At 69.6% G+C, this 21,051-nt stretch carries 15 protein-coding genes and 1 pseudogene; 5 read left to right on the forward strand and 11 right to left on the reverse strand.

Translation table 11 applies throughout. From position 1 onward, the window contains the following. Window positions 1-234: 234 nt before the first annotated feature. Genes tkt through pgl form a run of 5 tightly spaced genes read left to right on the forward strand, consistent with a single transcriptional unit; the run spans window position 235 to window position 6,967 of the window. The gene (tkt, locus tag JHN63_RS37375) at window positions 235-2,322 is read left to right on the forward strand and encodes a transketolase (protein WP_200689366.1); all 2,088 of its coding nucleotides are present in this window, start codon (window positions 235-237) and stop codon (window positions 2,320-2,322) included. Window positions 2,323-2,356: 34 nt separating this feature from the next. Next, window positions 2,357-3,475: a transaldolase gene (tal, locus tag JHN63_RS37380; RefSeq protein WP_200689367.1), complete on the forward strand. Its 1,119-nt coding sequence runs from the start codon at window positions 2,357-2,359 to the stop codon at window positions 3,473-3,475. Between the two features lie 4 nt (window positions 3,476-3,479). Beyond that, window positions 3,480-5,018 carry a glucose-6-phosphate dehydrogenase gene (zwf, locus tag JHN63_RS37385; protein ID WP_200689372.1) on the forward strand — a complete coding sequence of 513 codons (1,539 nt, stop codon included), beginning with the start codon at window positions 3,480-3,482 and terminating at the stop codon, window positions 5,016-5,018. After that, window positions 5,015-6,178, forward strand: coding sequence for a glucose-6-phosphate dehydrogenase assembly protein OpcA (gene opcA, locus JHN63_RS37390; protein ID WP_200689375.1), 1,164 nt, complete (start codon window positions 5,015-5,017; stop codon window positions 6,176-6,178). The genes zwf and opcA overlap by 4 nt, the downstream gene beginning before the upstream one ends. Before the next feature lie 6 nt (window positions 6,179-6,184). Beyond that, window positions 6,185-6,967, forward strand: coding sequence for a 6-phosphogluconolactonase (gene pgl / locus JHN63_RS37395; RefSeq protein WP_200689379.1), 783 nt, complete (start codon window positions 6,185-6,187; stop codon window positions 6,965-6,967). Between the two features lie 486 nt (window positions 6,968-7,453). Here the strand turns inward: pgl and pgi are convergent, their stop codons facing one another. The 11 genes and pseudogenes from pgi to rapZ form a co-directional block, all read right to left on the reverse strand. After that, window positions 7,454-9,106 (reverse strand): glucose-6-phosphate isomerase, encoded by a 1,653-nt coding sequence (pgi, locus tag JHN63_RS37400; protein ID WP_200689381.1) that lies wholly within the window; start codon window positions 9,104-9,106, stop codon window positions 7,454-7,456. Between the two features lie 54 nt (window positions 9,107-9,160). Continuing rightward, entirely contained in the window at window positions 9,161-10,429 is a 1,269-nt protein-coding gene (locus JHN63_RS37405; RefSeq protein ID WP_200689384.1) for an MFS transporter, read from the reverse strand. 132 nt (window positions 10,430-10,561) lie between these two features. Next, entirely contained in the window at window positions 10,562-10,897 is a 336-nt protein-coding gene (locus JHN63_RS37410; protein WP_200689387.1) for an RNA polymerase-binding protein RbpA, read from the reverse strand. Between the two features lie 207 nt (window positions 10,898-11,104). Further along, a complete protein-coding gene (gene secG / locus JHN63_RS54065) occupies window positions 11,105-11,338 on the reverse strand; it encodes a preprotein translocase subunit SecG (RefSeq protein WP_078652560.1) in 234 nt (77 codons plus the stop codon). Window positions 11,339-11,442: 104 nt separating this feature from the next. After that, the gene (gene tpiA / locus JHN63_RS37420; protein WP_019060510.1) at window positions 11,443-12,198 is read right to left on the reverse strand and encodes a triose-phosphate isomerase; all 756 of its coding nucleotides are present in this window, start codon (window positions 12,196-12,198) and stop codon (window positions 11,443-11,445) included. 42 nt (window positions 12,199-12,240) lie between these two features. Next, entirely contained in the window at window positions 12,241-13,452 is a 1,212-nt protein-coding gene (gene pgk, locus JHN63_RS37425) for a phosphoglycerate kinase (RefSeq protein ID WP_200689389.1), read from the reverse strand. Window positions 13,453-13,611: 159 nt separating this feature from the next. After that, the gene (gene gap, locus JHN63_RS37430; protein ID WP_200689394.1) at window positions 13,612-14,622 is read right to left on the reverse strand and encodes a type I glyceraldehyde-3-phosphate dehydrogenase; all 1,011 of its coding nucleotides are present in this window, start codon (window positions 14,620-14,622) and stop codon (window positions 13,612-13,614) included. 189 nt (window positions 14,623-14,811) lie between these two features. Further along, window positions 14,812-17,769 (reverse strand): M14 family metallopeptidase, encoded by a 2,958-nt coding sequence (locus JHN63_RS37435; RefSeq protein ID WP_200689398.1) that lies wholly within the window; start codon window positions 17,767-17,769, stop codon window positions 14,812-14,814. A 163-nt stretch (window positions 17,770-17,932) separates the two neighbouring features. After that, window positions 17,933-18,947: pseudogene (whiA, locus tag JHN63_RS37440) on the reverse strand (DNA-binding protein WhiA). After that, window positions 18,938-20,005 (reverse strand): uridine diphosphate-N-acetylglucosamine-binding protein YvcK, encoded by a 1,068-nt coding sequence (gene yvcK, locus JHN63_RS37445; protein ID WP_026178369.1) that lies wholly within the window; start codon window positions 20,003-20,005, stop codon window positions 18,938-18,940. Before yvcK ends, whiA begins: the two are co-directional and overlap by 10 nt. Beyond that, on the reverse strand, window positions 20,002-21,006 hold the full coding sequence (gene rapZ / locus JHN63_RS37450; protein ID WP_200689400.1) for an RNase adapter RapZ: 1,005 nt from the start codon (window positions 21,004-21,006) through the stop codon (window positions 20,002-20,004). The genes yvcK and rapZ overlap by 4 nt, the downstream gene beginning before the upstream one ends. Window positions 21,007-21,051 lie beyond the last annotated feature (45 nt).

A 21,051-nucleotide genomic window follows, 5' to 3' on the forward strand; every position in this document is an offset into this window, starting at 1 on the left:
GCACCCCCGGAAGAGCTGATCACGCCTCTGTTGAGCACTCGAACGAGCACCTCCGTATTCAGTTGCCGAATACGAAACGACCCAGTCGGGAGGCGGATCCGCGAGAGTCCCGGCAGTCTGGAATGACTCGAAAAAATGCACGTTCTCACGGGGGTAGGCTCGACAACGGCCGGTGGGCGCCGCGTGCACCGGCATTCGACATGCGTGACATGTGGAGAGGAGCCCTGACCCAGGGTGAGCACCAAGCCGACCACCACAGACCTCGAGTGGACCGAGTTGGACCAGCGGGCGGTGGACACCGCCCGCGTCCTGGCCGCCGATGCCGTACAGAAGGTCGGTAACGGCCATCCCGGTACGGCGATGAGCCTGGCCCCGGCCGCGTACACCCTCTTCCAGAAGGTGATGCGCCACGACCCCGCCGACGCCGACTGGGTCGGACGCGACCGGTTCGTGCTGTCCGCCGGTCACTCGTCCCTGACCCTCTACACGCAGCTCTACCTGGCCGGTTTCGGCCTGGAGCTGGCCGACCTCGAAGCGTTCCGCACCTGGGGTTCCAAGACTCCGGGGCACCCCGAGTACGGGCACACCACCGGTGTGGAGACGACCACCGGCCCGCTGGGCCAGGGTGTCGCCAACGCCGTCGGCATGGCCATGGCCGCCCGCTACGAGCGCGGTCTGTTCGACCCGGACGCCCCGCAGGGCGAGTCCCCCTTCGACCACTTCATCTACGCGATCGCCGGTGACGGCTGTCTCCAGGAGGGCATCTCCGCGGAGGCCTCCTCCATGGCGGGCCACCAGGAGCTCGGCAACCTCATCCTCCTGTGGGACGACAACCACATCTCCATCGAGGGCGACACCGAGACCGCGGTCTCCGAGGACACCGTCAAGCGTTACGAGGCCTACGGCTGGCACGTCCAGCGCGTCGCCCCGAAGCCGGACGGCGACCTGGACCCGCACGCCATCTACAACGCCATCGAGGCCGCGAAGAAGGTGACGAACAAGCCGTCGTTCATCGCGATGCGCTCGATCATCGCCTGGCCCGCGCCGAACGCGCAGAACACCGAGGCCGCGCACGGCTCGGCGCTCGGCGCCGACGAGGTCGCGGCCACCAAGCGCGTTCTCGGCTTCGACCCGGAGAAGTCCTTCGACGTCTCCGACGACGTCCTCAAGCACACCCGCCAGGCGCTGGAGCGGGGCCGCGAGGCGAAGGCCGCGTGGGACCCGTCGTACCAGGAATGGCGTACCAGCAACCCGGAGCGCGCCGCCGAGTACGACCGCATCCGCGCGGGCGAGCTGCCGGCCGGCTGGGAGGACGCCCTTCCGGTGTTCGAGGCGGGCAAGGGTGTCGCCACCCGTGCCGCGTCCGGCAAGGTGCTCCAGGCGCTCGGCGCGGTCATCCCGGAGCTGTGGGGCGGCTCGGCCGACCTCGCGGGCTCGAACAACACGACGATCGACAAGACCTCGTCGTTCCTCCCGGCGGACAACCCGCTGCCGGAGGCGAACCCGTACGGCCGCACGATCCACTTCGGCATCCGCGAGCACTCCATGGGCGCGGAGCTGAACGGCATCACACTGCACGGCAACACCCGTGCCTACGGCGGTACGTTCCTCGTCTTCTCCGACTACATGCGCAACGCGGTCCGTCTCTCCGCGCTGATGCACCTGCCGGTTACGTACGTGTGGACGCACGACTCCGTCGGTCTCGGCGAGGACGGCCCGACCCACCAGCCGGTCGAGCACCTCGCGTCGCTGCGCGCGATCCCGGGCCTGAACGTGGTCCGCCCGGCCGACGCCAACGAGACGGCCATCGCCTGGCGCGAGGTCCTGCGCCGCTACACCAAGGTCTACGGCGAGGGCGCCCCGCACGGCTTCGCGCTGACGCGCCAGGGTGTACCGACGTACGAGGCCAACGAGGACACCGCCAAGGGCGGCTACGTCCTGTTCGAGGCGTCCACGGGTACGCCCGAGGTGATCCTCATCGGTACCGGTTCCGAGGTGCACGTGGCCGTCGAGGCGCGCGAGCAGCTCGAGGCCTCCGGCGTGCCGACGCGGGTCGTGTCCATGCCCTGTGTGGAGTGGTTCGACGCGCAGGACAAGGAGTACCGCGACAGCGTTCTGCCGCCGTCCGTCAAGGCGCGGGTCGCGGTCGAGGCCGGCATCGGTCTGACCTGGTACCGGTTCGTCGGGGACGCCGGTCGCATCGTTTCCCTGGAGCACTTCGGGGCTTCCGCCGACGGCAAGGTGCTCTTCCAGGAGTTCGGCTTCACTGCCGAGAACGTGGCTGAGAAGGCCCGGGAATCCATCGCCGCCGCCCAGAGCTGACGCTGACAAACGACACGTAGGAGATGCATTTTCCATGACAGACGCACTCAAGCGCCTCTCCGAGGAAGGCGTCGCGATCTGGCTGGACGACCTGTCGCGCAAGCGGATCACGTCCGGCAACCTCGCCGAACTGATCGACCAGCAGCACGTCGTGGGCGTCACCACCAACCCGTCGATCTTCCAGAAGGCCATCTCGTCGGGCGACGGTTACGAGCAGCAGCTCACCGACCTCGCCGCCCGCAAGGTGACCGTCGAGGAAGCCATCCGCATGATCACGACGGCGGACGTCCGTGACGCCGCCGACATCCTGCGCCCGGTCTACGACAGCAGCGGCGGCCAGGACGGCCGGGTGTCCATCGAGGTCGACCCGCGCCTCGCGCACAACACGGCGGCGACCATCGCCGAGGCCAAGCAGCTGGCTTGGCTGGTGGACCGCCCGAACACCCTGATCAAGATCCCGGCCACCCGGGCGGGCCTCCCGGCGATCACCGAGGTCATCGGCCTCGGTATCAGCGTCAACGTCACGCTGATCTTCTCGCTGGCGCGCTACCGCGAGGTCATGGACGCGTTCATCGCCGGCCTGGAGAAGGCCAAGGAGCGCGGCCTGGACCTGGCGAAGATCCACTCCGTGGCGTCCTTCTTCGTGTCCCGCGTGGACACCGAGATCGACAAGCGGATCGACGCGCTGGGCACCGACGAGGCCAAGGCCGCCCGTGGCAAGGCCGGTCTCGCCAACGCGCGGCTCGCCTACGAGGCGTACGAAGAGGTCTTCGCCACACCGCGCTGGGCCGCCCTCGACAAGGCGCAGGCCAACAAGCAGCGTCCGCTGTGGGCCTCGACCGGCGTCAAGGACAAGGCGTACAAGGACACCCTGTACGTGGACGACCTGGTGGCGCCGAACACGGTGAACACCATGCCGGAGGCCACTCTCGAGGCCACCGACGACCACGGTCAGATCACCGGCAACACCATCTCCGGCACGTACGAGCAGTCGCGCGCCGAGATCGCCGCCGTGGAAGCGCTCGGCATCTCTTACGACGAGGTCGTGCAGCTGCTGGAGGACGAGGGCGTCGAGAAGTTCGAGGCCGCCTGGACCGATCTGCTCAAGTCGACCGAGGCGGAGCTTGCGCGCCTCGCCCCCTCGGAGGGCTGAGACCTTGGCTCCTCATTCCGGTTCCGGGGCGAACCCGCTTCGTGACCCCGCCGACCGACGGCTCCCGCGTATCGCGGGGCCGTCGGGCCTGGTCATCTTCGGCGTCACAGGCGATTTGTCACGCAAAAAGCTGATGCCCGCGGTGTACGACCTCGCCAACCGGGGTCTGCTGCCGCCGGGCTTCTCGCTCGTCGGCTTCGCCCGGCGCGAGTGGGCCCACGAGGACTTCGCGCAGGAGGTCCACGACGCGGTCAAGGAGCACTCCCGTACGCCGTTCCGTGAGGAGGTCTGGCAGCAGCTCGTCCAGGGGATGCGCTTCGTCCAGGGCACCTTCGACGACGACGACGCCTTCGAGCGGCTGCGCGACACGATCGACGAGCTGGACAAGGCGCAGGGCACGGGCGGCAACTTCGCCTTCTATCTGTCGGTGCCGCCGCGCTCGTTCCCGGTCGTCATCCAGCAGCTGAAGAAGCACGGTCTCGCCGACCAGGACAAGAACTCCTGGCGTCGCGCGGTCATCGAGAAGCCCTTCGGCCACGACCTCAAGTCGGCCGAGGACCTCAACCGGGTCGTGCACGAGGTGTTCGCCGCGGACCAGGTCTTCCGCATCGACCACTACCTCGGCAAGGAGACCGTCCAGAACATCCTGGCGCTCCGCTTCGCCAACACGATGTTCGAGCCGATCTGGAACCGGTCCTTCGTGGACCATGTGCAGATCACCATGGCCGAGGACATCGGCATCGGCGGCCGGGCCGGCTACTACGACGGCATCGGCGCCGCCCGTGACGTCATCCAGAACCACCTGCTCCAGCTGATGGCGCTGACCGCGATGGAGGAGCCCTCCTCCTTCTCCGCCGACGCGCTGGCCGCCGAGAAGGAGAAGGTGCTCGGCGCGGTACGGCTGCCGAAGGACCTGGGCAAGAACACGGTCCGCGGGCAGTACGCCGAGGGCTGGCAGGGCGGCGAGAAGGCCGTCGGCTATCTCCAGGAAGACGGCATCGACCCCAAGTCGAAGACCGACACCTACGCGGCCATCAAGGTCGAGGTGGACAACCGCCGTTGGGCGGGCGTCCCCTTCTACCTGCGCACCGGCAAGCGCCTCGGCCGGCGCGTCACGGAGATCGCGGTGGTCTTCCAGCGCGCCCCGCACTCCCCCTTCGACCAGACGGCGACGGAGGAGCTGGGCCAGAACGCGATCGTCTTCCGCGTCCAGCCCGACGAGGGCGTCACGGTCCGCTTCGGCTCCAAGGTGCCCGGCACCTCGATGGAGATCCGGGACGTCTCCATGGACTTCGCCTACGGCGAGTCGTTCACGGAGTCCAGCCCGGAGGCGTACGAGCGGCTGATCCTCGACGTCCTGCTCGGCGACTCGAACCTCTTCCCGCGCACGGAGGAGGTCGAGCTGTCCTGGAAGATCCTCGACCCGATCGAGCAGTACTGGGACAAGCACGGCAAGCCCGCGCAGTACCAGTCCGGGACGTGGGGTCCGGTCGAGGCGGACGAAATGCTCGCACGAGAGGGACGGAGCTGGCGTCGGCCATGAAAATAGACCTCACCGACACCACTGCCAGCAAGATCAACAAGGGGCTGGTGAAAGCCCGCCGCGCCATCGGCACCCCGGCCGTCGGCATGGTGCTCACCCTCGTCGTCGTCACGGACGAGGAGAACGCCTACGACGCCCTGAAGGCCGCCAACGACGCGTCGCGCGAGCACCCCTCGCGCACGCTCGTGGTCATCAAGCGGGTCTCCCGCTCGTCCCGCAGCCGCACCGAGTCCCGCCTCGACGCCGAGGTCAGGGTGGGCACGGACGCGGGCAGCGGCGAGACGGTCGTCCTACGGCTCTACGGCGAGGTCTCCGACCACGCCCAGTCCGTGGTGCTGCCGCTGCTGCTGCCGGACGCGCCGGTGGTGGTCTGGTGGTCGGTGGACGCGCCGCGCGACACGGCGAACGACCCGCTGGGCGCCCTGAGCCAGCGGCGGGTCACCGACAGCTACGCGGCGGAGAAGCCCGTCGACGAGCTGCGGTCCCGCGCCGAGAGCTACGAACCGGGTGACACCGACCTGGCCTGGGCCCGGATCACGCCGTGGCGTTCGATGCTGGCCGCCGCGCTCGACCAGGTCTCCTCGGAGATCGTCTCCGCCGAGGTGGCGGGCGAGGAGTCCAACCCGAGCGTCGAACTGCTCGCGATGTGGCTCGCCGACCGTCTCCACGTGCATGTCCGGCGGGCGGTCTCCGCGGGTCCCGGTCTGACCCAGGTCCGCCTGGAGACGACCGGCGGGCCCATCACGCTGCACCGGTCGGACGGGGCGATGGCCACGCTGGCGCTGCCCGGCCAGCCGGACCGCGCGGTGGCGCTCAAGCGCCGCGAGACGTCCGAGCTGCTGGCGGAGGAGCTGCGCCGGCTGGACCCGGACGACACGTACGCGTCCGCGCTGCGGTTCGGCGTGGACCGGCTGGGCGGGATCCAGTCGGCGGCGGAACGGGCGGAGGCGGCGGCCGACCAGCCGGTACCGGCGCTGCCGGTGCGCGGGGTACCGGAGGCGACGCCCGCGTCGGCTTCGACCTCGGCATCGGCATCGGCATCGACTGCTACGTCGGCTCCGGCATCGGCTTCCGCCTCGGCGTCTGCTTCGGCGGACCAGGGTGACGCCGACCGGCCGACCCCCGCGAAGATGCCCCCGGTCAAGAAGCAAGAAGGCTGATCCGCAGTGAGCACTCCCCAACTCGTCGTCCACCGCGACAAGGAGCTGATGGCCCAGGCCGCCGCGGCCCGGCTGATCACGAAGATCGTGGACGCGCAGGCTTCGCGCGGCTACGCCTCGATCGTGCTCACCGGCGGTCGCAACGGCAACGGTCTGCTGGCAGCCCTGGCGGGTCAGCCCGCCCGGGACGCCATCGACTGGGGCCGGCTCGACCTCTGGTGGGGCGACGAGCGGTTCCTCCCCGAGGGTGACCCGGAGCGCAATGTCACCCAGGCCCGTGAGGCACTGCTCGACGCGGTGCCGCTGGACCCGAAGCGCGTGCACGCCATGCCCGCGTCCGACGGCCCCTACGGCCACGACGTCGAGGCGGCGGCGGCAGGCTACGCCGAGGAACTCGCCCGGTCCGCCGGTCCCGAGAACCACGGTGCCGTTCCCACCTTCGACGTCCTGATGCTGGGCGTCGGCCCGGACACCCATGTGGCGTCGCTCTTCCCGGAGTTGCCCGCCGTACGGGAGACCGAGCGCACGGTCGTCGGCGTCCACGGCGCGCCCAAGCCGCCACCGACCAGGGTCACCCTGACCCTGCCGGCGATCCGGTCGGCCCGCGAGGTGTGGCTGCTCGCGGCGGGCGAGGACAAGGCGGAGGCCGCGGCGATCGCCCTGTCCGGCGCGGGCGAGATCCAGGCCCCGGCGGCCGGAGCACAGGGCCGCGCCCGCACCCTGTGGCTCCTGGACGCGGCGGCGGCTTCGCAGTTGCCGCGTGCGCTGTATCCGCCGGCTTCGGCCTGACGCCGGCACCGGCACCGGCACCGGCACCTGCTGACGAAGCCCCCTCTACGGCCTTGCGGTCGTACAGGGGGCTTCGGTGTATCTCGGGCGGGCTTTCTACCCGGCGGATCAGGCCGTGGACGCGGGGTCCGGCTTGCGATCCCTCACAGCTGGACGACATCGGAGACCTCGACGGCATCGTCGTGAGCGGCCGACTCCCCCGCCGTGTCACCTGCGGTCACACGCAAGCCGTGATGGCCCTCGGACCGACTTCCCAGCCACCGGATCCGACCACCAACGCAGAACCCGGCACCCAATCACCCACTGCCCGACGGCACGAAAGACCTCAACGGCATAGCCGCCAACCCTCCGTCGCGCGCACTGCGGCCGCACCTGCCGATGCCAACGCCCCCTCCGCCGTCCAGACGCCCGCATCACACCCCGCGCAACGGCCCCCCTCAGCCACCGAGGCCCGCCCTGCTGAACAGGCCCCGGCGCCTTCACCGCTCAACGCCCGCGCAGCTCCCGGTACTTGGCGACCAGGGCCGTCGTCGACGCGTCCAGGCCCGGTACGTTCGCACCCTCGGTGAGGGCGGGTTCGACGCGCTTGGCGAGGACCTTGCCCAGCTCGACGCCCCACTGGTCGAAGGAGTCGATGTTCCAGACCGCGCCCTGGACGAACACCTTGTGCTCGTAGAGCGCGATGAGCTGGCCGAGGACCGACGGGGTCAGCTCGCGGGCCAGGATCGTGGTGGTGGGGTGGTTGCCCTTGAACGTCTTGTGCGGGACCAGTTCCTCCGCCACACCCTCCGCGCGAACCTCGTCCGGCGTCTTGCCGAACGCCAACGCCTGGGTCTGCGCGAAGAAGTTGGCCATCAGCAGGTCGTGCTGCGCCTTCAGCCCGTCACTCAACTCCGCCACCGGCTCGGCGAAGCCGATGAAGTCCGCCGGGATCAACTTGGTGCCCTGGTGGATGAGTTGGTAGTAGGCGTGCTGCCCGTTCGTGCCGGGCGTGCCCCACACCACCGGCCCGGTCTGCCAGTCGACCTCCTGGCCGTCCCGGCCCACGTACTTGCCGTTCGACTCCATGTCCAACTGCTGCAAGTACGCGGTGAACTTGGAGAGGTAGTGCGAGTACGGCAGCACCGCGTGCGACTGGGCGTCATGGAAGTTGCCGTACCAGACGCCCAACAGGCCAAGCAGCAAAGGCACGTTGGACTCGGCCGGTGCGGTGCGGAAGTGCTCGTCGACGAGGTGGAAACCGTCGAGCATCTCCCGGAAACGGTCCGGGCCGATGGCGATCATCAGCGACAGCCCGATCGCCGAGTCGAACGAGTAGCGCCCGCCGACCCAGTCCCAGAACTCGAACATGTTGTCCGTGTCGATGCCGAAGTCCGACACCTTCCCAGCGTTCGTCGACAGCGCCACGAAGTGCTTGGCGACGGCGTCCTGACCGGCCTTCAGCTCGGTGAGCAACCAGTCGCGGGCGGAGGTCGCGTTGGTGATCGTCTCGATCGTGGTGAACGTCTTGGAGGCGATGATGAACAGCGTCTCCGCCGCGTCGAGGTCACGGGTCGCCTCGTGCAGGTCGGCGCCGTCCACGTTCGACACGAAGCGGACCGTCAGACCGCGGTCGGTGAAGCTCCGCAGCACCTCGTACGCCATCGCCGGGCCGAGGTCCGAGCCGCCGATACCGATGTTGACGACATTGCGGATCCGACGGCCCGTGTGCCCGGTCCACTCGCCGGAGCGGACCCGCTCGGCGAAGCCTGCCATCTTGTCGAGCACCGCGTGCACGGCCGGCACCACGTTCTCGCCGTCGACCTCGATCACCGCGTCACGCGGAGCGCGCAGCGCGGTGTGCAGGACCGCGCGGTCCTCGGTCACGTTGATCTTCTCGCCGCGGAACATCGCGTCCCGGAGCCCGAACACGTCCGTGGCGGCGGCCAGCGCGTGCAGCAGCCGCAGGGTCTCGTCGGTGACGAGGTGCTTCGAGTAGTCGAGGTGCAGGTCACCGACCCGGAGCGTGTAGCCGGTGCCGCGCTCGGGATCGGCGGCGAACAGTTCCCTCAACTGCACCTCGCCGAGCTCCTCACGGTGCTTGGCCAAGGCGGTCCACTCGGGCGTCTGGTTGAGCCTGGTACGGCCGTCTGCGTTCATTGCGACTTCAGCCTTCTTTCCTACCGACCTGGGGGCCGGTTCCAACCTAATTGATCAGCCCGTGACATGAGCGGTCGTCGCGTCGTCGTGCGGGGCAACAACAGATACGTCCGGCTTGACCGCAGGTATCAGCGCGATGACCGACAGGACGAAGAAGGCGGCGGTGAGCAGTGCCGGTGTGTTCAGTCCCCAGGCCGTCGCGGTGAGGCCACCGAGGAGGGCGCCGAGCGGGGCCCCGGCGACGGCCAGGGTGCGGAACGCGGAGCTGACCCGGCCCAGCATGTCGGCGGGAGCGCGCTGCTGCATCAGGGTCGTCGTGTTGACGTTCCACACCATGCCCATGAAGCCGAAGACCGCGAGGGCGGCCACGACCGCGGTCAGGCTGCGCACGGAGCCCATGACGACGAGGGCGCCGATCTGCACCAGACCCGCGAGCAGCACGCTCCGCAGCGGGCCGAGCCGGCCGGCGATCCGCCGGTTCACCGCTCCCCCGGCCAGGCCGCCGACGGCGTACGCGGTGGTCGCCGCCGCGTATCCGGCGGTGCCCGCGTGCAGCCAGCCGGTCACCAGGACGACCAGGGTGGCGATCAGGGCACCCATGCCGATGTTGCACAGGGCTGTCGCCGTGCACAGTCCGCGCAGGGGCCGGTCGCGCCACAGGGTGCGCAGTCCGTCCGCGATCTCTCCGCGCAGCGTGCTGCCCGCCGGTCTCGGCGCGCGCTGGGGCGCCGTGGTCCGCAGCGAGGCGACCAGTGCGGCGGCGAGCAGGAAGGTCCCGGCATCGGCCACGAAGGGCACGGCGACCCCCGCGGCGAACAGCACCGGCACCACGGGCGCCCCCATCAGCCCGCCCGCGATCTGCTGTCCGGTCATCAGCCGGGCGTTGGCGCTGCCGAGCGCCGCGCGGTCCACCAGGGCGGGCAGCAGGGCCGTGGACGCGTTGTCGAAGAGGGTCTGGAGTGTGGTCAGTGCGAAGGCCAGCGCGATGAGCAGGAGGATCGAGGCGTGGCCGAGGGCGACGGCCGCGGCGAAGGCGGCGACGAGAAGGGCGCGGACCGCGTCCACCGTCCACATCGCGCGCCGCTGGTCCACCCGGTCGGCGACCGCGCCGCCGAGCAGCCCGAAGACGATCCAGGGCAGATAGCCGCAGGCGGTCACGGAGGCGATGAGCAGGGGCCGGTCCGTGAGGGAGACGGCGAGCAGGGGCAGGGCGGCACCGCGCAGCGCGTCCCCGAAGCGCGAGATCACGGCGGCGCTCCACAGCCGCCCGAACCCCCCACGCCACGCGGGCACATGACTGCCCGTCACCTCGACCGTCGTCACCACTCCCCCTCACGGTTCGCCGATGCACAAACCGTAGAGGGTGCCACTGACAATCGGCCCGGAGGCGGTCCGCCGCCGGGGGGCCAAACAGCTCCGGCCAGACACCTTGTGGGCGTCCGGCCGGTTCAACTCCTAGATTTCTCCCCGCAGTTTGGCGAGAGCCTCGGCGAGGATCGCCTCGCCGTCCGCGTCGCTGCGCCGCTCCCGTACATACGCGAGGTGCGTCTTGTAGGGCTCGGTGCGCGGCGGGGCCGGCGGGTTGTCCCGGTCCTGTCCGGCCGGGAAGCCGCAGCGCGGGCAGTCCCAAGTGTCGGGAACCTGCGCGTCGCTGGCGAAGCTGGGCTGTGTCTCGTGTCCGTTGGAGCACCAGAAGACGATGCGCAGCCGGGGCGCGGACTCGCCACGCTCGGCCTCGCCCATCGGCCCCGCCCCGACCCGGCTTCCTCGGATCGCGTTGCCACTTGCCACGGTCGTAACTCCCTGCGTGATGGTGCCGCGAAGCGAGTCGGCGTTTTCGCTCCGTTGCGAGCGCCTCAGTCTACGTAAGGCCCAACGCGCGTCCAGTGGTTGGAGTTACAGCCCCTACACCTAGACGCAAGCCCCATGATAGGCCGCGCTCAGCTGCGCGTACCGAACATGGGGCCTTACGTACGGAATGTGCGATGGAACGTGCGGTCAGCTCGTCTTCATCAGCAGACCGAGTACGACGATGCAGGCGAACCAGAGCACACCGAGCACCACGGTGATGCGGTCCAGGTTGCGCTCGGCGACCGACGAGCCGCCGACGGACGACGCCATGCCGCCACCGAACATGTCGGAGAGACCGCCGCCCTTCCCCTTGTGCATCAGCACCAGCAGCATCAGCAGCAGGCTGAAGACGATCAGGGCGATCGAGAACCCCAAAACCACGGCTGGACCAACTTCCTCGGATTCGGATGGACGACGGGGACACGGCTGTGGAGCCATGTCCCCGCAAGGGTACGACGGATCGCCGCTACGGCCTACTCACGGCCTCACTGGTCGCGGAAGCGCGCGATCTTGACGAACTCGTCGGCGTCCAGCGAGGCGCCGCCGACCAGGGCGCCGTCCACATCGGGCTGGGCCATGATCTCGGCGACGTTGCCGGACTTGACGGAGCCGCCGTACTGGATGCGGACCTGGTCGGCCAGTTCCTGCGAGTACAGCTCGGCGAGCTTGCCGCGGATGGCCTGGCAGACCTCCTGGGCGTCGCCGGCGCCGCAGACCTTGCCGGTGCCGATGGCCCACACGGGCTCGTAGGCGATGACGATCGACTCGGCCTGCTCGGCCGGGACGTCCTTGAGGCCGCCCTCGACCTGGGAGAGCGTGTGGGCGACGTGGTTGCCCGCCTCGCGGATGTCGAGTTCCTCGCCGACGCAGAGGATCGGGGTCAGGCCGTGCTTGTAGGCGGCCTTGACCTTGGCGTTGACGATCTCGTCGGTCTCCGCGTGGTACTGGCGGCGCTCGGAGTGGCCGATCGCCACGTACGTGCACTTCAGCTTGGCCAGCATGGCACCGGAGATCTCGCCGGTGTAGGCGCCGGAGTCGTGCGCCGAGATGTCCTGGGCGCCGTACTTGATCTTGAGCTTGTCGCCGTCGACCAGGGTCTGCACGGAGCGCAGGTCGGTGAAGGGCGGCAGGACGGCGACCTCGACGGCCTCGTAGTCCTTGTCCGCGAGGGCGAAGGCGAGCTTCTGGACGTGGGCGATGGCCTCGAGGTGGTTGAGGTTCATCTTCCAGTTGCCCGCCATGATCGGCGTGCGCCCAGAGGCAATAGATGGAGCCATAAGGGGTCAGTCCTCCAGTGCGGCGAGGCCGGGGAGCGTCTTGCCCTCGAGGTATTCGAGGGAGGCGCCGCCGCCGGTCGAGATGTGGCCGAATGCGGTCTCGTCGAAGCCCAGGATGCGGACGGCCGCGGCGGAGTCGCCACCGCCGACGACCGTGAAGGCCGGGGAGTCGAGAAGGGCCTGGGCGACCGCCTTGGTGCCCTCGGCGTAGTCGGGGTGCTCGAAGACGCCCATCGGACCGTTCCAGAAGATGGTGGCCGCGTCGGCGAGCTTCGAGGCGTACAGGGCACCGGTCTCGGGACCGATGTCGAGGCCCATCTGGTCGGCGGGGATGGCGTCCGCGGCGACGACAGTGGGGTTGGACGGGGCCTTCGTCTTCAGGTCCGGGAACCCGGCCGAGGTCACGACGTTGACCGGGACGACCAGCTCGACGCCGTTCTTCTCGGCGCGCTCGACGTACTCGGTGACGGCGGGCAGCTGGTCGTCCTGGACCAGGGAGGCGCCGATCTCGTAGCCCTTGGCCTTGAGGAAGGTGAAGGCCATGCCGCCGCCGATGAGGATGCGGTCGGCCTTGCCGAGGAGCTGGTCGATGACGGCGAGCTTGTCGGAGACCTTGGAGCCGCCGAGGGCGACGACGTAGGGCCGCTTGACGTCCTCGGTGAGCTTCTTCAGGACGCCGACCTCGGTGGCGATGAGGTAGCCGGCGTAGTGCGGCAGACGGGCCGGGAGGTCGTACACGGAGGCGTGCTTGCGGTGCACGGCGCCGAAACCGTCGCCTACGTAGACGTCCGCCAGGGCGGCGAGCTGGTCGGCGAACTCGCCGCGCTCGACGTCGTCCTTGGCGGTCTCGCCCGCGTTGAAGCGCAGGTTCTCGATGACCGCGACCTGGCCGGGCTCCAGGCCGCGCACCGCGTCGTGGGCGGCGGGGCCGACGGTGTCCTGGGCGAACGCGACCGGCACGCCCAGGAGTTCGGCGAGGCGCTCGGCGGGCTGGAGGAGGGAGAAGGCCGGGTCCGGGGCGCCCTTGGGGCGGCCCAGGTGCGAGGCCACGATCACCTTGGCGCCCGCCTCGACGAGGGCCTTGATCGTGGGCAGGACGGCGCGGATGCGGCCGTCGTCGGTGATGAGGCCGTCGGCCAGCGGGACGTTCAGGTCGGCGCGGACGAAGACCCGCTTGCCGTCCACTCCTTCGGCGAGGAGTTCGTCGATCGTCTTCATGGAAAGGGCTCCTAGGGAGGGCTCTTCAGGCTCTTCGGATCCGAGAGGGCCGATCGATCACTACGGAGTAGCCGATCGATCTCTACGTAGTACAGGGCCCGGGCAGCGCGGCGTGCGCTGTCCGAGCCCTGACTCACATCGAGTTGCCTGCTCTGGAGGTCAGAGCTGGCCGCCGACGAAGACCGTGAGGTCGACGAGGCGGTTGGAGTAGCCCCACTCGTTGTCGTACCAACCGAGGATCTTCACCGTGTTGCCCTCCTGGACCATGGTCAGGAGGGAGTCGAAGGTGCAGGAGGCCTGGTCGCCGACGATGTCCGAGGAGACGATCGGGTCCTCGGTGTAGGACAGGTAGCCCTTGAGGTCGCCGTCCTCGGCGGCCTTCTTGAACGCGGCGTTGACCTCGTCCTTGGTGACCTCGCGCTGAAGCGTCACGACCAGGTCGGTGGCCGAGCCGGTCGGGACCGGGACGCGCATCGCGATGCCGTCGAGCTTGCCCTTGAGCTGCGGGAGGACCAGGGCGGTGGCCTTGGCGGCACCGGTCGTGGTCGGGATGATGTTCTCGGCGGCGGCACGCGCGCGACGCAGGTCCGAGTGCGGGAAGTCCAGGATGCGCTGGTCGTTCGTGTACGCGTGCACCGTGGTCATCAGGCCCTTGACGATGCCGAAGTTCTCGTCGAGAACCTTGGCCATCGGCGCCACACAGTTGGTGGTGCAGGAGGCGTTCGAGATGACGTGGTGGTTGGCCGCGTCGTACTTGTCCTGGTTGACGCCCATCACGATCGTGATGTCCTCGTCCTTGGCCGGAGCCGAGATGAGGACCTTCTTGGCGCCGCCGGCGATGTGCTTCTCGGCGTCGGCCTTCTTCGTGAAGATGCCGGTCGACTCGATGACGATGTCGACGCCCAGCTCGCCCCACGGGATGTCGGCGGGGTTGCGCTCGGACAGCACCTTGATCGTGTGCCCGTCGACGGTGATCGTGTCGGCGGTGTGCGACACCTCGGCCTGAAGGCGGCCCAGGATGGTGTCGTACTTGAGCAGGTGAGCGGTGGTCGCGGTGTCACCCAGGTCGTTGACAGCCACGATCTCGATGTCAGCACCCTGCTTCAGCAGCGCGCGGAAGTAGTTACGACCGATGCGGCCAAAGCCGTTGATGCCTACGCGGATCGTCACGAACCGATCTCCTCGTTGGTACGCCGGCTCAGTGCCGGCGAGTTGTATGGGATGTCCCCGACCGCCTACGACCCTACCCTCCTGAGACCCCCGGGGTGACATCGAGATGCCCCATACACCGCAGGGCGGTCCGTACCCGCCAGTAGGGGTACGGACCGCCCTGGATGTTCATGACATCGACACGCCGTGTCAGCTCTTGAGGGCCGCCAGCGCCTTCTTGAGCAGGGTCGCGCGGTCACCGGCCGAGGTGACCTGTTCCAGGCCGAAGCCCAGCAGCACGGTGCGGTCGGTGGTGACCGCGCCGTACGTCTGGAAGAGGGCTCCGGTGCGGGTCCAGTCGTTCAGGACCGCGGGGCTGCCGGGAGGCGGGCCGGTCACGGTCCAGGCGCCGAGGGAGGTCTCGAAGCCCTCGGTCTGGGTCGCCGTGCCGCCCACGACGAGCGAGGTGTCGTCGGCGAGGACGCCGTGGCCGCCGCTGCCCGGGTCGGTGATGTAGCTCAGCGAGACCTCGACGGACTTGCCGGCGTAGGCGCTCAGGTCGAAGCCGACCTGCTGCCAGCCGTTGGAGGCGCCGGTGAAGCTGTTCCACGAACCGGTGGTGCCGGTCGCGGTGCAGCCACTGCTCGCGATCGTCAGGTAGTGCTTGAGCCACGGGTGCTCGGCGACCAGGAACCCGGCCTCGCACTCCGTCGGTACGGCGGTGCTGGTGGCGCCGCCCACCTCCGGGAGCGTGGTCCAGTCGTCGGCCCCGGTGGTGTGGATCTCGACCACGGCGTGGTCGTAGCCGGGCTCGGTGTCCCACAGCAGTTCACTGCGCAGCGTGGGCTTGTCGGCCGCGCTCACCCCGGTGAGGTCGATGGTGCGGGTGAGGCGCTTGTAGGAGTCGTCGTTGTGGACGGCGGCCGCCATGTAGGAGCCCGCGTAGGGGCCGTACGGGTTGACGGTCCCGGCGAACTTGCCCGCTCCCGCGCTCGCGAACTGCGGGTACGTGGTGGGCGACAGCGAGTCGGAGGTGACGCTGTAGGTGCCGGCCCGGTCCAGCGGGTTGCCGGGCGCGCCGCTGAGCGGCCCGGTGAATCCGTCGAGCTTGCCGGAGCCGGTGAAGCCGTTGGCCCCGGGGGTCGACGTACGGGAGTAGGCGCCCAGGTAGTACTGGCTGAAGTCGTTCGAAGGAGTGCCGTCGGCGAGGGCGACGGAGCCGCCGGCCTGCTCGCCGGCCTCGATCAGCTTGCCGCCCTCGTTGAGGAAGGCGCGCAGCTGGAGCTGGGTGTCGTTGCGCGGTCCCGCGGTACCCGAGTAGTGGACGACGGTCTTGAAGTGGTCGAGCACGGCGAGCGCGTCGGGCGCGCCCTGGGTGGCGACGTCCCAGACGAGTGCCTTACGGCCGTTGGCCTTCAGGGCGTCGACGTAGGTCTGCGCCTGGGTGGCGGCGGCGCCCTCCTCGGCGACGACGAGGGTGTCGGCCGAGGGCAGTTTGGCCACCGTGTACGTGAAGTGCGCGCTGGAGGTGGGCTTCCCGGCCTTGGTCCTGCCGGTGAACCAGACCTCGACCTTGTCGCCCGGGTCGCCGTCCTTGACCTTGGCCCGGTACTCGTCGAAGTACAGGTTGTCGTCCCCGCCGTAGGTCTGGCCGCCCTTCCAGGGCTTGAGCGCCCTGGTCTGCGTACGGCCGCCGTCGACGCGGTACTTGAGCTCCTTGTCGCGTACGGACTTGCGGACGACGACGGAGACCTGCTGGTCGGCGCCGCGCGCGTACGACGTGGAGAACGTGGCCGGGGTGAAGTCGGCAGCGCTCAGGCCGACCGACGAGCTCGGCTGGTCGGGGTGGGCGGCGGTCTCGGCGACGGAGAGCGCGAAGGGGATGTTCTTCGCGAACTCGTCCTGGATCAGCTTCTCGTCGTCCGGGTAGTTGAAGACGGACTGGCAGTCGGCCGCGTTCCAGGCGTCGTTGGGGTCGATGTTCGACGCGGTCTGGCAGGTCGACATCTCGGGGGTGAACATCGACATGCCGTTGACGTTCGACGCGTGGCCGTCCGCCTCGCCGTTGGTCGTGTACAGCTCCGAGGAGACCTGCGAGTGGTAGCCGGGGATGGCCGGGTTGTCGGGCGTGCCCGCGAGCGCCTTGTAGAGCACGTCGTCCGGGGTGGGTGTCGCGACCTGCCAGCCGACTCCGTAGAGGAGGAGTTCGGCGGCGGAGTGGTAGTTGATGCCGTAGCTGAAGTCGATCCGCTTCTCGAAGTTGTCGAGCGCCCGGGTCTCCGGCTCGGAGGCCGGGGCCGTGCCGCGGTAGGTCTCACTGGTGGGGTTCGGGGACGAACCCTCGTCGTCGTAGCCCCACTTGTAGGCGAAGTTGCGGTTGAGGTCGACGCCGTCGCCGGTGGAGATGGTGCCGTCGCCGTTGACGTCCCGCAGGTTCTTGCGCCACAGGCGGGTGTCGGAGTTCTGGAAGGTGTAGTCGTAGCCGTCCGGGTTGGCGGACAGCACGAACCACAGCTCGGTGGAGTCGACGATCTTCTTGACGCGTTTGTCGGTCTTGTAGTTGTCCAGGTAGTAGTGCATCAGCCGGCGGGTCATCTCCGGCGTGATCCACTCGCGCGCGTGCTGGTTGGACACGTACAGCACGGCGGGCTTGGAGCCGTCCTTGGTCTTCTTCGCGTTCTTGGTCAGTTTGAGCGCGAGGATGTCCTGGCCGTTGACCGTCTTCCCGATGGACTCGACCTTGGTGAGCCCGGGATTGGCCTGCCCGGTCCTGACGATCTCCTCCTTCAGACCACCGCTTCCGCTGTACGGCCGGAAGACCCCCTGCGCCGCGTCCTCGACGCGGGTCTCGGCCTTCGCCGACAGGGTGTGCTCGGTGAGGTCGACGCCCTGCTTCTCCAGCTTCCCGGCCTGCTGGTCGGTGAGGTAGACCTCGACGGCCGTCTTCCCGGACGCGGAGAACTTGTTGTCGCCGAGTTCGTGGGCGTCCTGTCCGGCCTTCAGGAGCAGCGGAATCTGCTTCTGGGTGACGTCGGCGCGGAAGACCTTGACCTCGTCCGGGTCTGACTTCGCCGAACTCCCGCCCTGCGCCTGGGCGATCGGTGCGATGCTCGCCCCGGTGATCAGGAGCGCGCCGACAGCGAGGATCGATCTCGCTCTGTGTCTCATGAATCCCCCTAGCAGTCGTTCGCCACAGCAGCGAACAGTTGCCAGGCTCATGACACTTCATGATCGAGTCAAGGGCGACACAAGGACAGCCAAACGCCGGTGAGGATATCCCAAGGGGACATCCTCACCGGCGTGTTGAGAGATCGTCAGGTCGCAGGAGGGGTCAGCCGACCATGTTGTCGGCCATCTCCTCGGTGATGCTGGACTCCGTGCCCGGGATGCCGAGGTCCTGGGCCCGCTTGTCGGCCATCGCCAGCAGACGGCGGATACGGCCCGCCACGGCGTCCTTGGTGAGCGGCGGGTCGGCCAGCGCGCCCAGTTCCTCCAGGGAGGCCTGCTTGTGGTCCATGCGGAGGCGGCCGGCCGCCGCGAGGTGGCCGGCCGCCGCGAGGTGCTCGGGGACCTCGTCGGCGAGGATCTCCAGCGCACGGCCCACACGGGCGCCGGCGGCGACGGCCGCGCGGGCCGAGCGGCGCAGGTTGGCGTCGTCGAAGTTGGCGAGGCGGTTCGCCGTGGCGCGCACCTCGCGGCGCATCCGGCGCTCCTCCCAGGCCAGCACCGACTCGTGCGCGCCGAGCCGGGTGAGCAGGGCACCGATCGCGTCGCCGTCGCGGACGACCACCCGATCGACCCCGCGCACCTCGCGCGCCTTCGCCGCGATCGACAGCCGGCGGGCGGCGCCGACCAGCGCGAGCGCGGCCTCGGGACCCGGGCAGGTCACCTCCAGGGAGGAGGACCGGCCGGGCTCGGTCAGCGAGCCGTGGGCCAGGAAGGCGCCTCTCCAGGCCGCCTCGGCGTCACAGGTCGCCCCGGAGACGACCTGCGGCGGCAGGCCCCGGATCGGCCGTCCACGGCCGTCCACGAGCCCCGTCTGCCGGGCCAGCTGGTCGCCGCCCGCGACCACCCGGACGACGTAACGCGGCCTCGGAACCGCGGCGCAGTCCGCCGGGGGCCATCACGATCAGCTCGGAACTGTGGCCGAAGATCTCCAGGATGTCCCGCTTGAGCCGGCGCGCCGCCATCGCGGTGTCCAGCTCCGCCTCGATCACGATGCGCCCGCTCACCAGGTGGAGGCCTCCGGCGAACCGCAGAATGGCGGAGACCTCCGCCTTCCTGCAGCAGGTCCGGGTGACGGGGAGCCGGGAGATCTCATCCTTCACCGCTGCCGTCATCGCCATGGGCCGATCCTTCCATGCATCCGAAAAATACGGTCGTACGCGGCGGCCAACAGCTCCGGATCGTGCCTTGGAGTTCCGTCGGTCCGGGCCACCGGCGCCAGCTCGACCGCGGCGTCCAGCCGCTTGGCGGCTTCGGTGAGCGACGCTCGGTCGGGCACGGCGGCCTCGTCGGCCAGCACCACGTCCAGGGCGAGTTTAGGGGCGTGTCGTCCCAAAACCTCCAAATGACGCTGCGGGGAGAAGCCATCGGTTTCTCCGGGCTGCGGCGCGAGGTTCAGGGAGAGTACCCGGCGCGCCTTCGTCTCGGTGAGCGCGTCGAGCAGTTCCGGCACCAGGAGATGGGGGATGACCGACGAGAACCAGGAGCCCGGGCCGAGCACCACCCAGTCCGCGTCGAGCACGGCGGCGACGGCCTCGGGCACGGCCGGCGGGTCGTGCGGCACCAGGTGCACGGACTGCACCTCGCCGGGCGTGAGCGCCACGGTCGCCTGCCCCCGCACGGTGTCGACGTCGTCGGGCCGCGCCGGATCGTGCCCCTTGACCAGGGCCTGGAGCTCCAGCGGTACGGCGGACATGGGCAGCACGCGCCCGTGCGCGCCGAGCAGCTTGCCGACCAGGTCGAGGGCCTGGACATGGTCGCCGAGCTGCTCCCACAGGGCGACGATCAGCAGATTGCCGACCGCGTGCTCGTGCAGGTCGCCCTTGGACTGGAAGCGGTGCTGGATGACGCGGGCCCAGGTCTGGCCCCAGTCGTCGTCGCCGCACAGCGCGGCGAGGGCCTTGCGCAGGTCGCCCGGGGGCAGCACGCCCAGTTCGTCCCGCAGGCGCCCGCTGGAGCCGCCGTCGTCGGCCACGGTGACGACGGCGGTGAGGTCGCCGGTGATCCGGCGCAGCGCGGTGAGCGAGGCCGACAGGCCCATGCCGCCGCCGAGGGCGACCACCTTGGGCTGGGTGCCGCGCCGGCGCGGCTTGCCGCCGCGGGCCTCCACGGGCCGGGTCGTCCGTCCTTCGGGCACCACGCGGCGCAGCCTGCCCAGCCGTGGGCTACGTCCCGTCATTCCCGTCCCATGTCCCGGTGTACGACCACCGTCTCGACGCCCTCGGCCACGAGCCGCGCGGCGAGCTTCTCCGCCGTGGCGACCGAGCGGTGCTTGCCGCCGGTGCAGCCGATCGCGATCGTCACGTACCGCTTGCCCTCGCGCCGGTAGCCGGCCGCGATGAGCCGGAGCAGCTCGGCGTACCGGTCGAGGAACTCCTTGGCGCCGGGCTGGTTGAAGACGTACGCCGAGACCTCTTCGTTGAGGCCGTTGAAGGGGCGCAGCTCCGGGATCCAGTGCGGGTTGGGCAGGAAGCGCATGTCTGCCACGAGGTCGGCGTCGACGGGGAGGCCGTACTTGAAGCCGAAGGACATGACGGTGGCCCGCAGTTCGGGCTCCTCCTCGCCGGCGAACTGGGCGTCCATCTTGGCGCGCAGTTCGTGGACGTTGAGGCTGGAGGTGTCGATGACGAGGTCGGCGTCGCCGCGCAGTTCGCGCAGCAGCTCGCGTTCGGCGTCGATGCCGTCGACGATGCGGCCGTCGCCCTGGAGGGGGTGCGGGCGGCGCACGGACTCGAAACGGCGCACCAGGGCGTCGTCCGAGGACTCCAGGAAGACGATCCGCCGGGTGACGTGCTTCGACTCCAGGTCGGCGAGGGACTCGCGGAGGTTGTCGAAGAAGCGCCGGCCGCGGACGTCGACGACGACCGCGATCCGTGCCACGTTGCCCTGGGAGCGGGCGCCGAGCTCCACCATGGTGGGGATCAGGGCGGGCGGGAGGTTGTCGACGACGAACCAGCCGAGGTCCTCCAGGCACTTGGCGGCGGTGGACCGCCCGGCCCCGGACATGCCGGAGATGATCACCAGCTCGGGGATGGCCGCTTCGGGCACCCCTGGTGTCGTGCTGTCCGTACTCACTTCTGCTCCGTTGTCCTGGGCGCCTTCCGGTGGAGCCTGATCCTCGCCCGTCTCCTTGTGGGTCTGATCTCGGTCCGCTGTGGGCCGCTTCTCTTGCTCGCTCATGTCTCCTGCCCCCGTCGCTCGTCCGGGGCTCCCGCGGGTACGGGC

Source organism: Streptomyces sp. MBT65, assembly GCF_016612545.1.
Classification (GTDB): Bacteria; Actinomycetota; Actinomycetes; order Streptomycetales; family Streptomycetaceae; genus Streptomyces.

Excerpts from the sequence above, each read along its gene's own strand:
- JHN63_RS37435 (WP_200689398.1), bottom strand. The coding sequence starts at position 17,769 with ATGAGACACAGAGCGAGATCGATCCTCGCTGTCGGCGCGCTCCTGATC.
- tpiA (WP_019060510.1), bottom strand. The coding sequence starts at position 12,198 with ATGGCGGGCAACTGGAAGATGAACCTCAACCACCTCGAGGCCATCGCC.
- pgk (WP_200689389.1), bottom strand. The coding sequence starts at position 13,452 with ATGAAGACGATCGACGAACTCCTCGCCGAAGGAGTGGACGGCAAGCGG.
- rapZ (WP_200689400.1), bottom strand. The coding sequence starts at position 21,006 with ATGAGCGAGCAAGAGAAGCGGCCCACAGCGGACCGAGATCAGACCCAC.
- opcA (WP_200689375.1), top strand. The coding sequence starts at position 5,015 with ATGAAAATAGACCTCACCGACACCACTGCCAGCAAGATCAACAAGGGG.
- tal (WP_200689367.1), top strand. The coding sequence starts at position 2,357 with ATGACAGACGCACTCAAGCGCCTCTCCGAGGAAGGCGTCGCGATCTGG.
- yvcK (WP_026178369.1), bottom strand. The coding sequence starts at position 20,005 with ATGACGGGACGTAGCCCACGGCTGGGCAGGCTGCGCCGCGTGGTGCCC.
- pgi (WP_200689381.1), bottom strand. The coding sequence starts at position 9,106 with ATGAACGCAGACGGCCGTACCAGGCTCAACCAGACGCCCGAGTGGACC.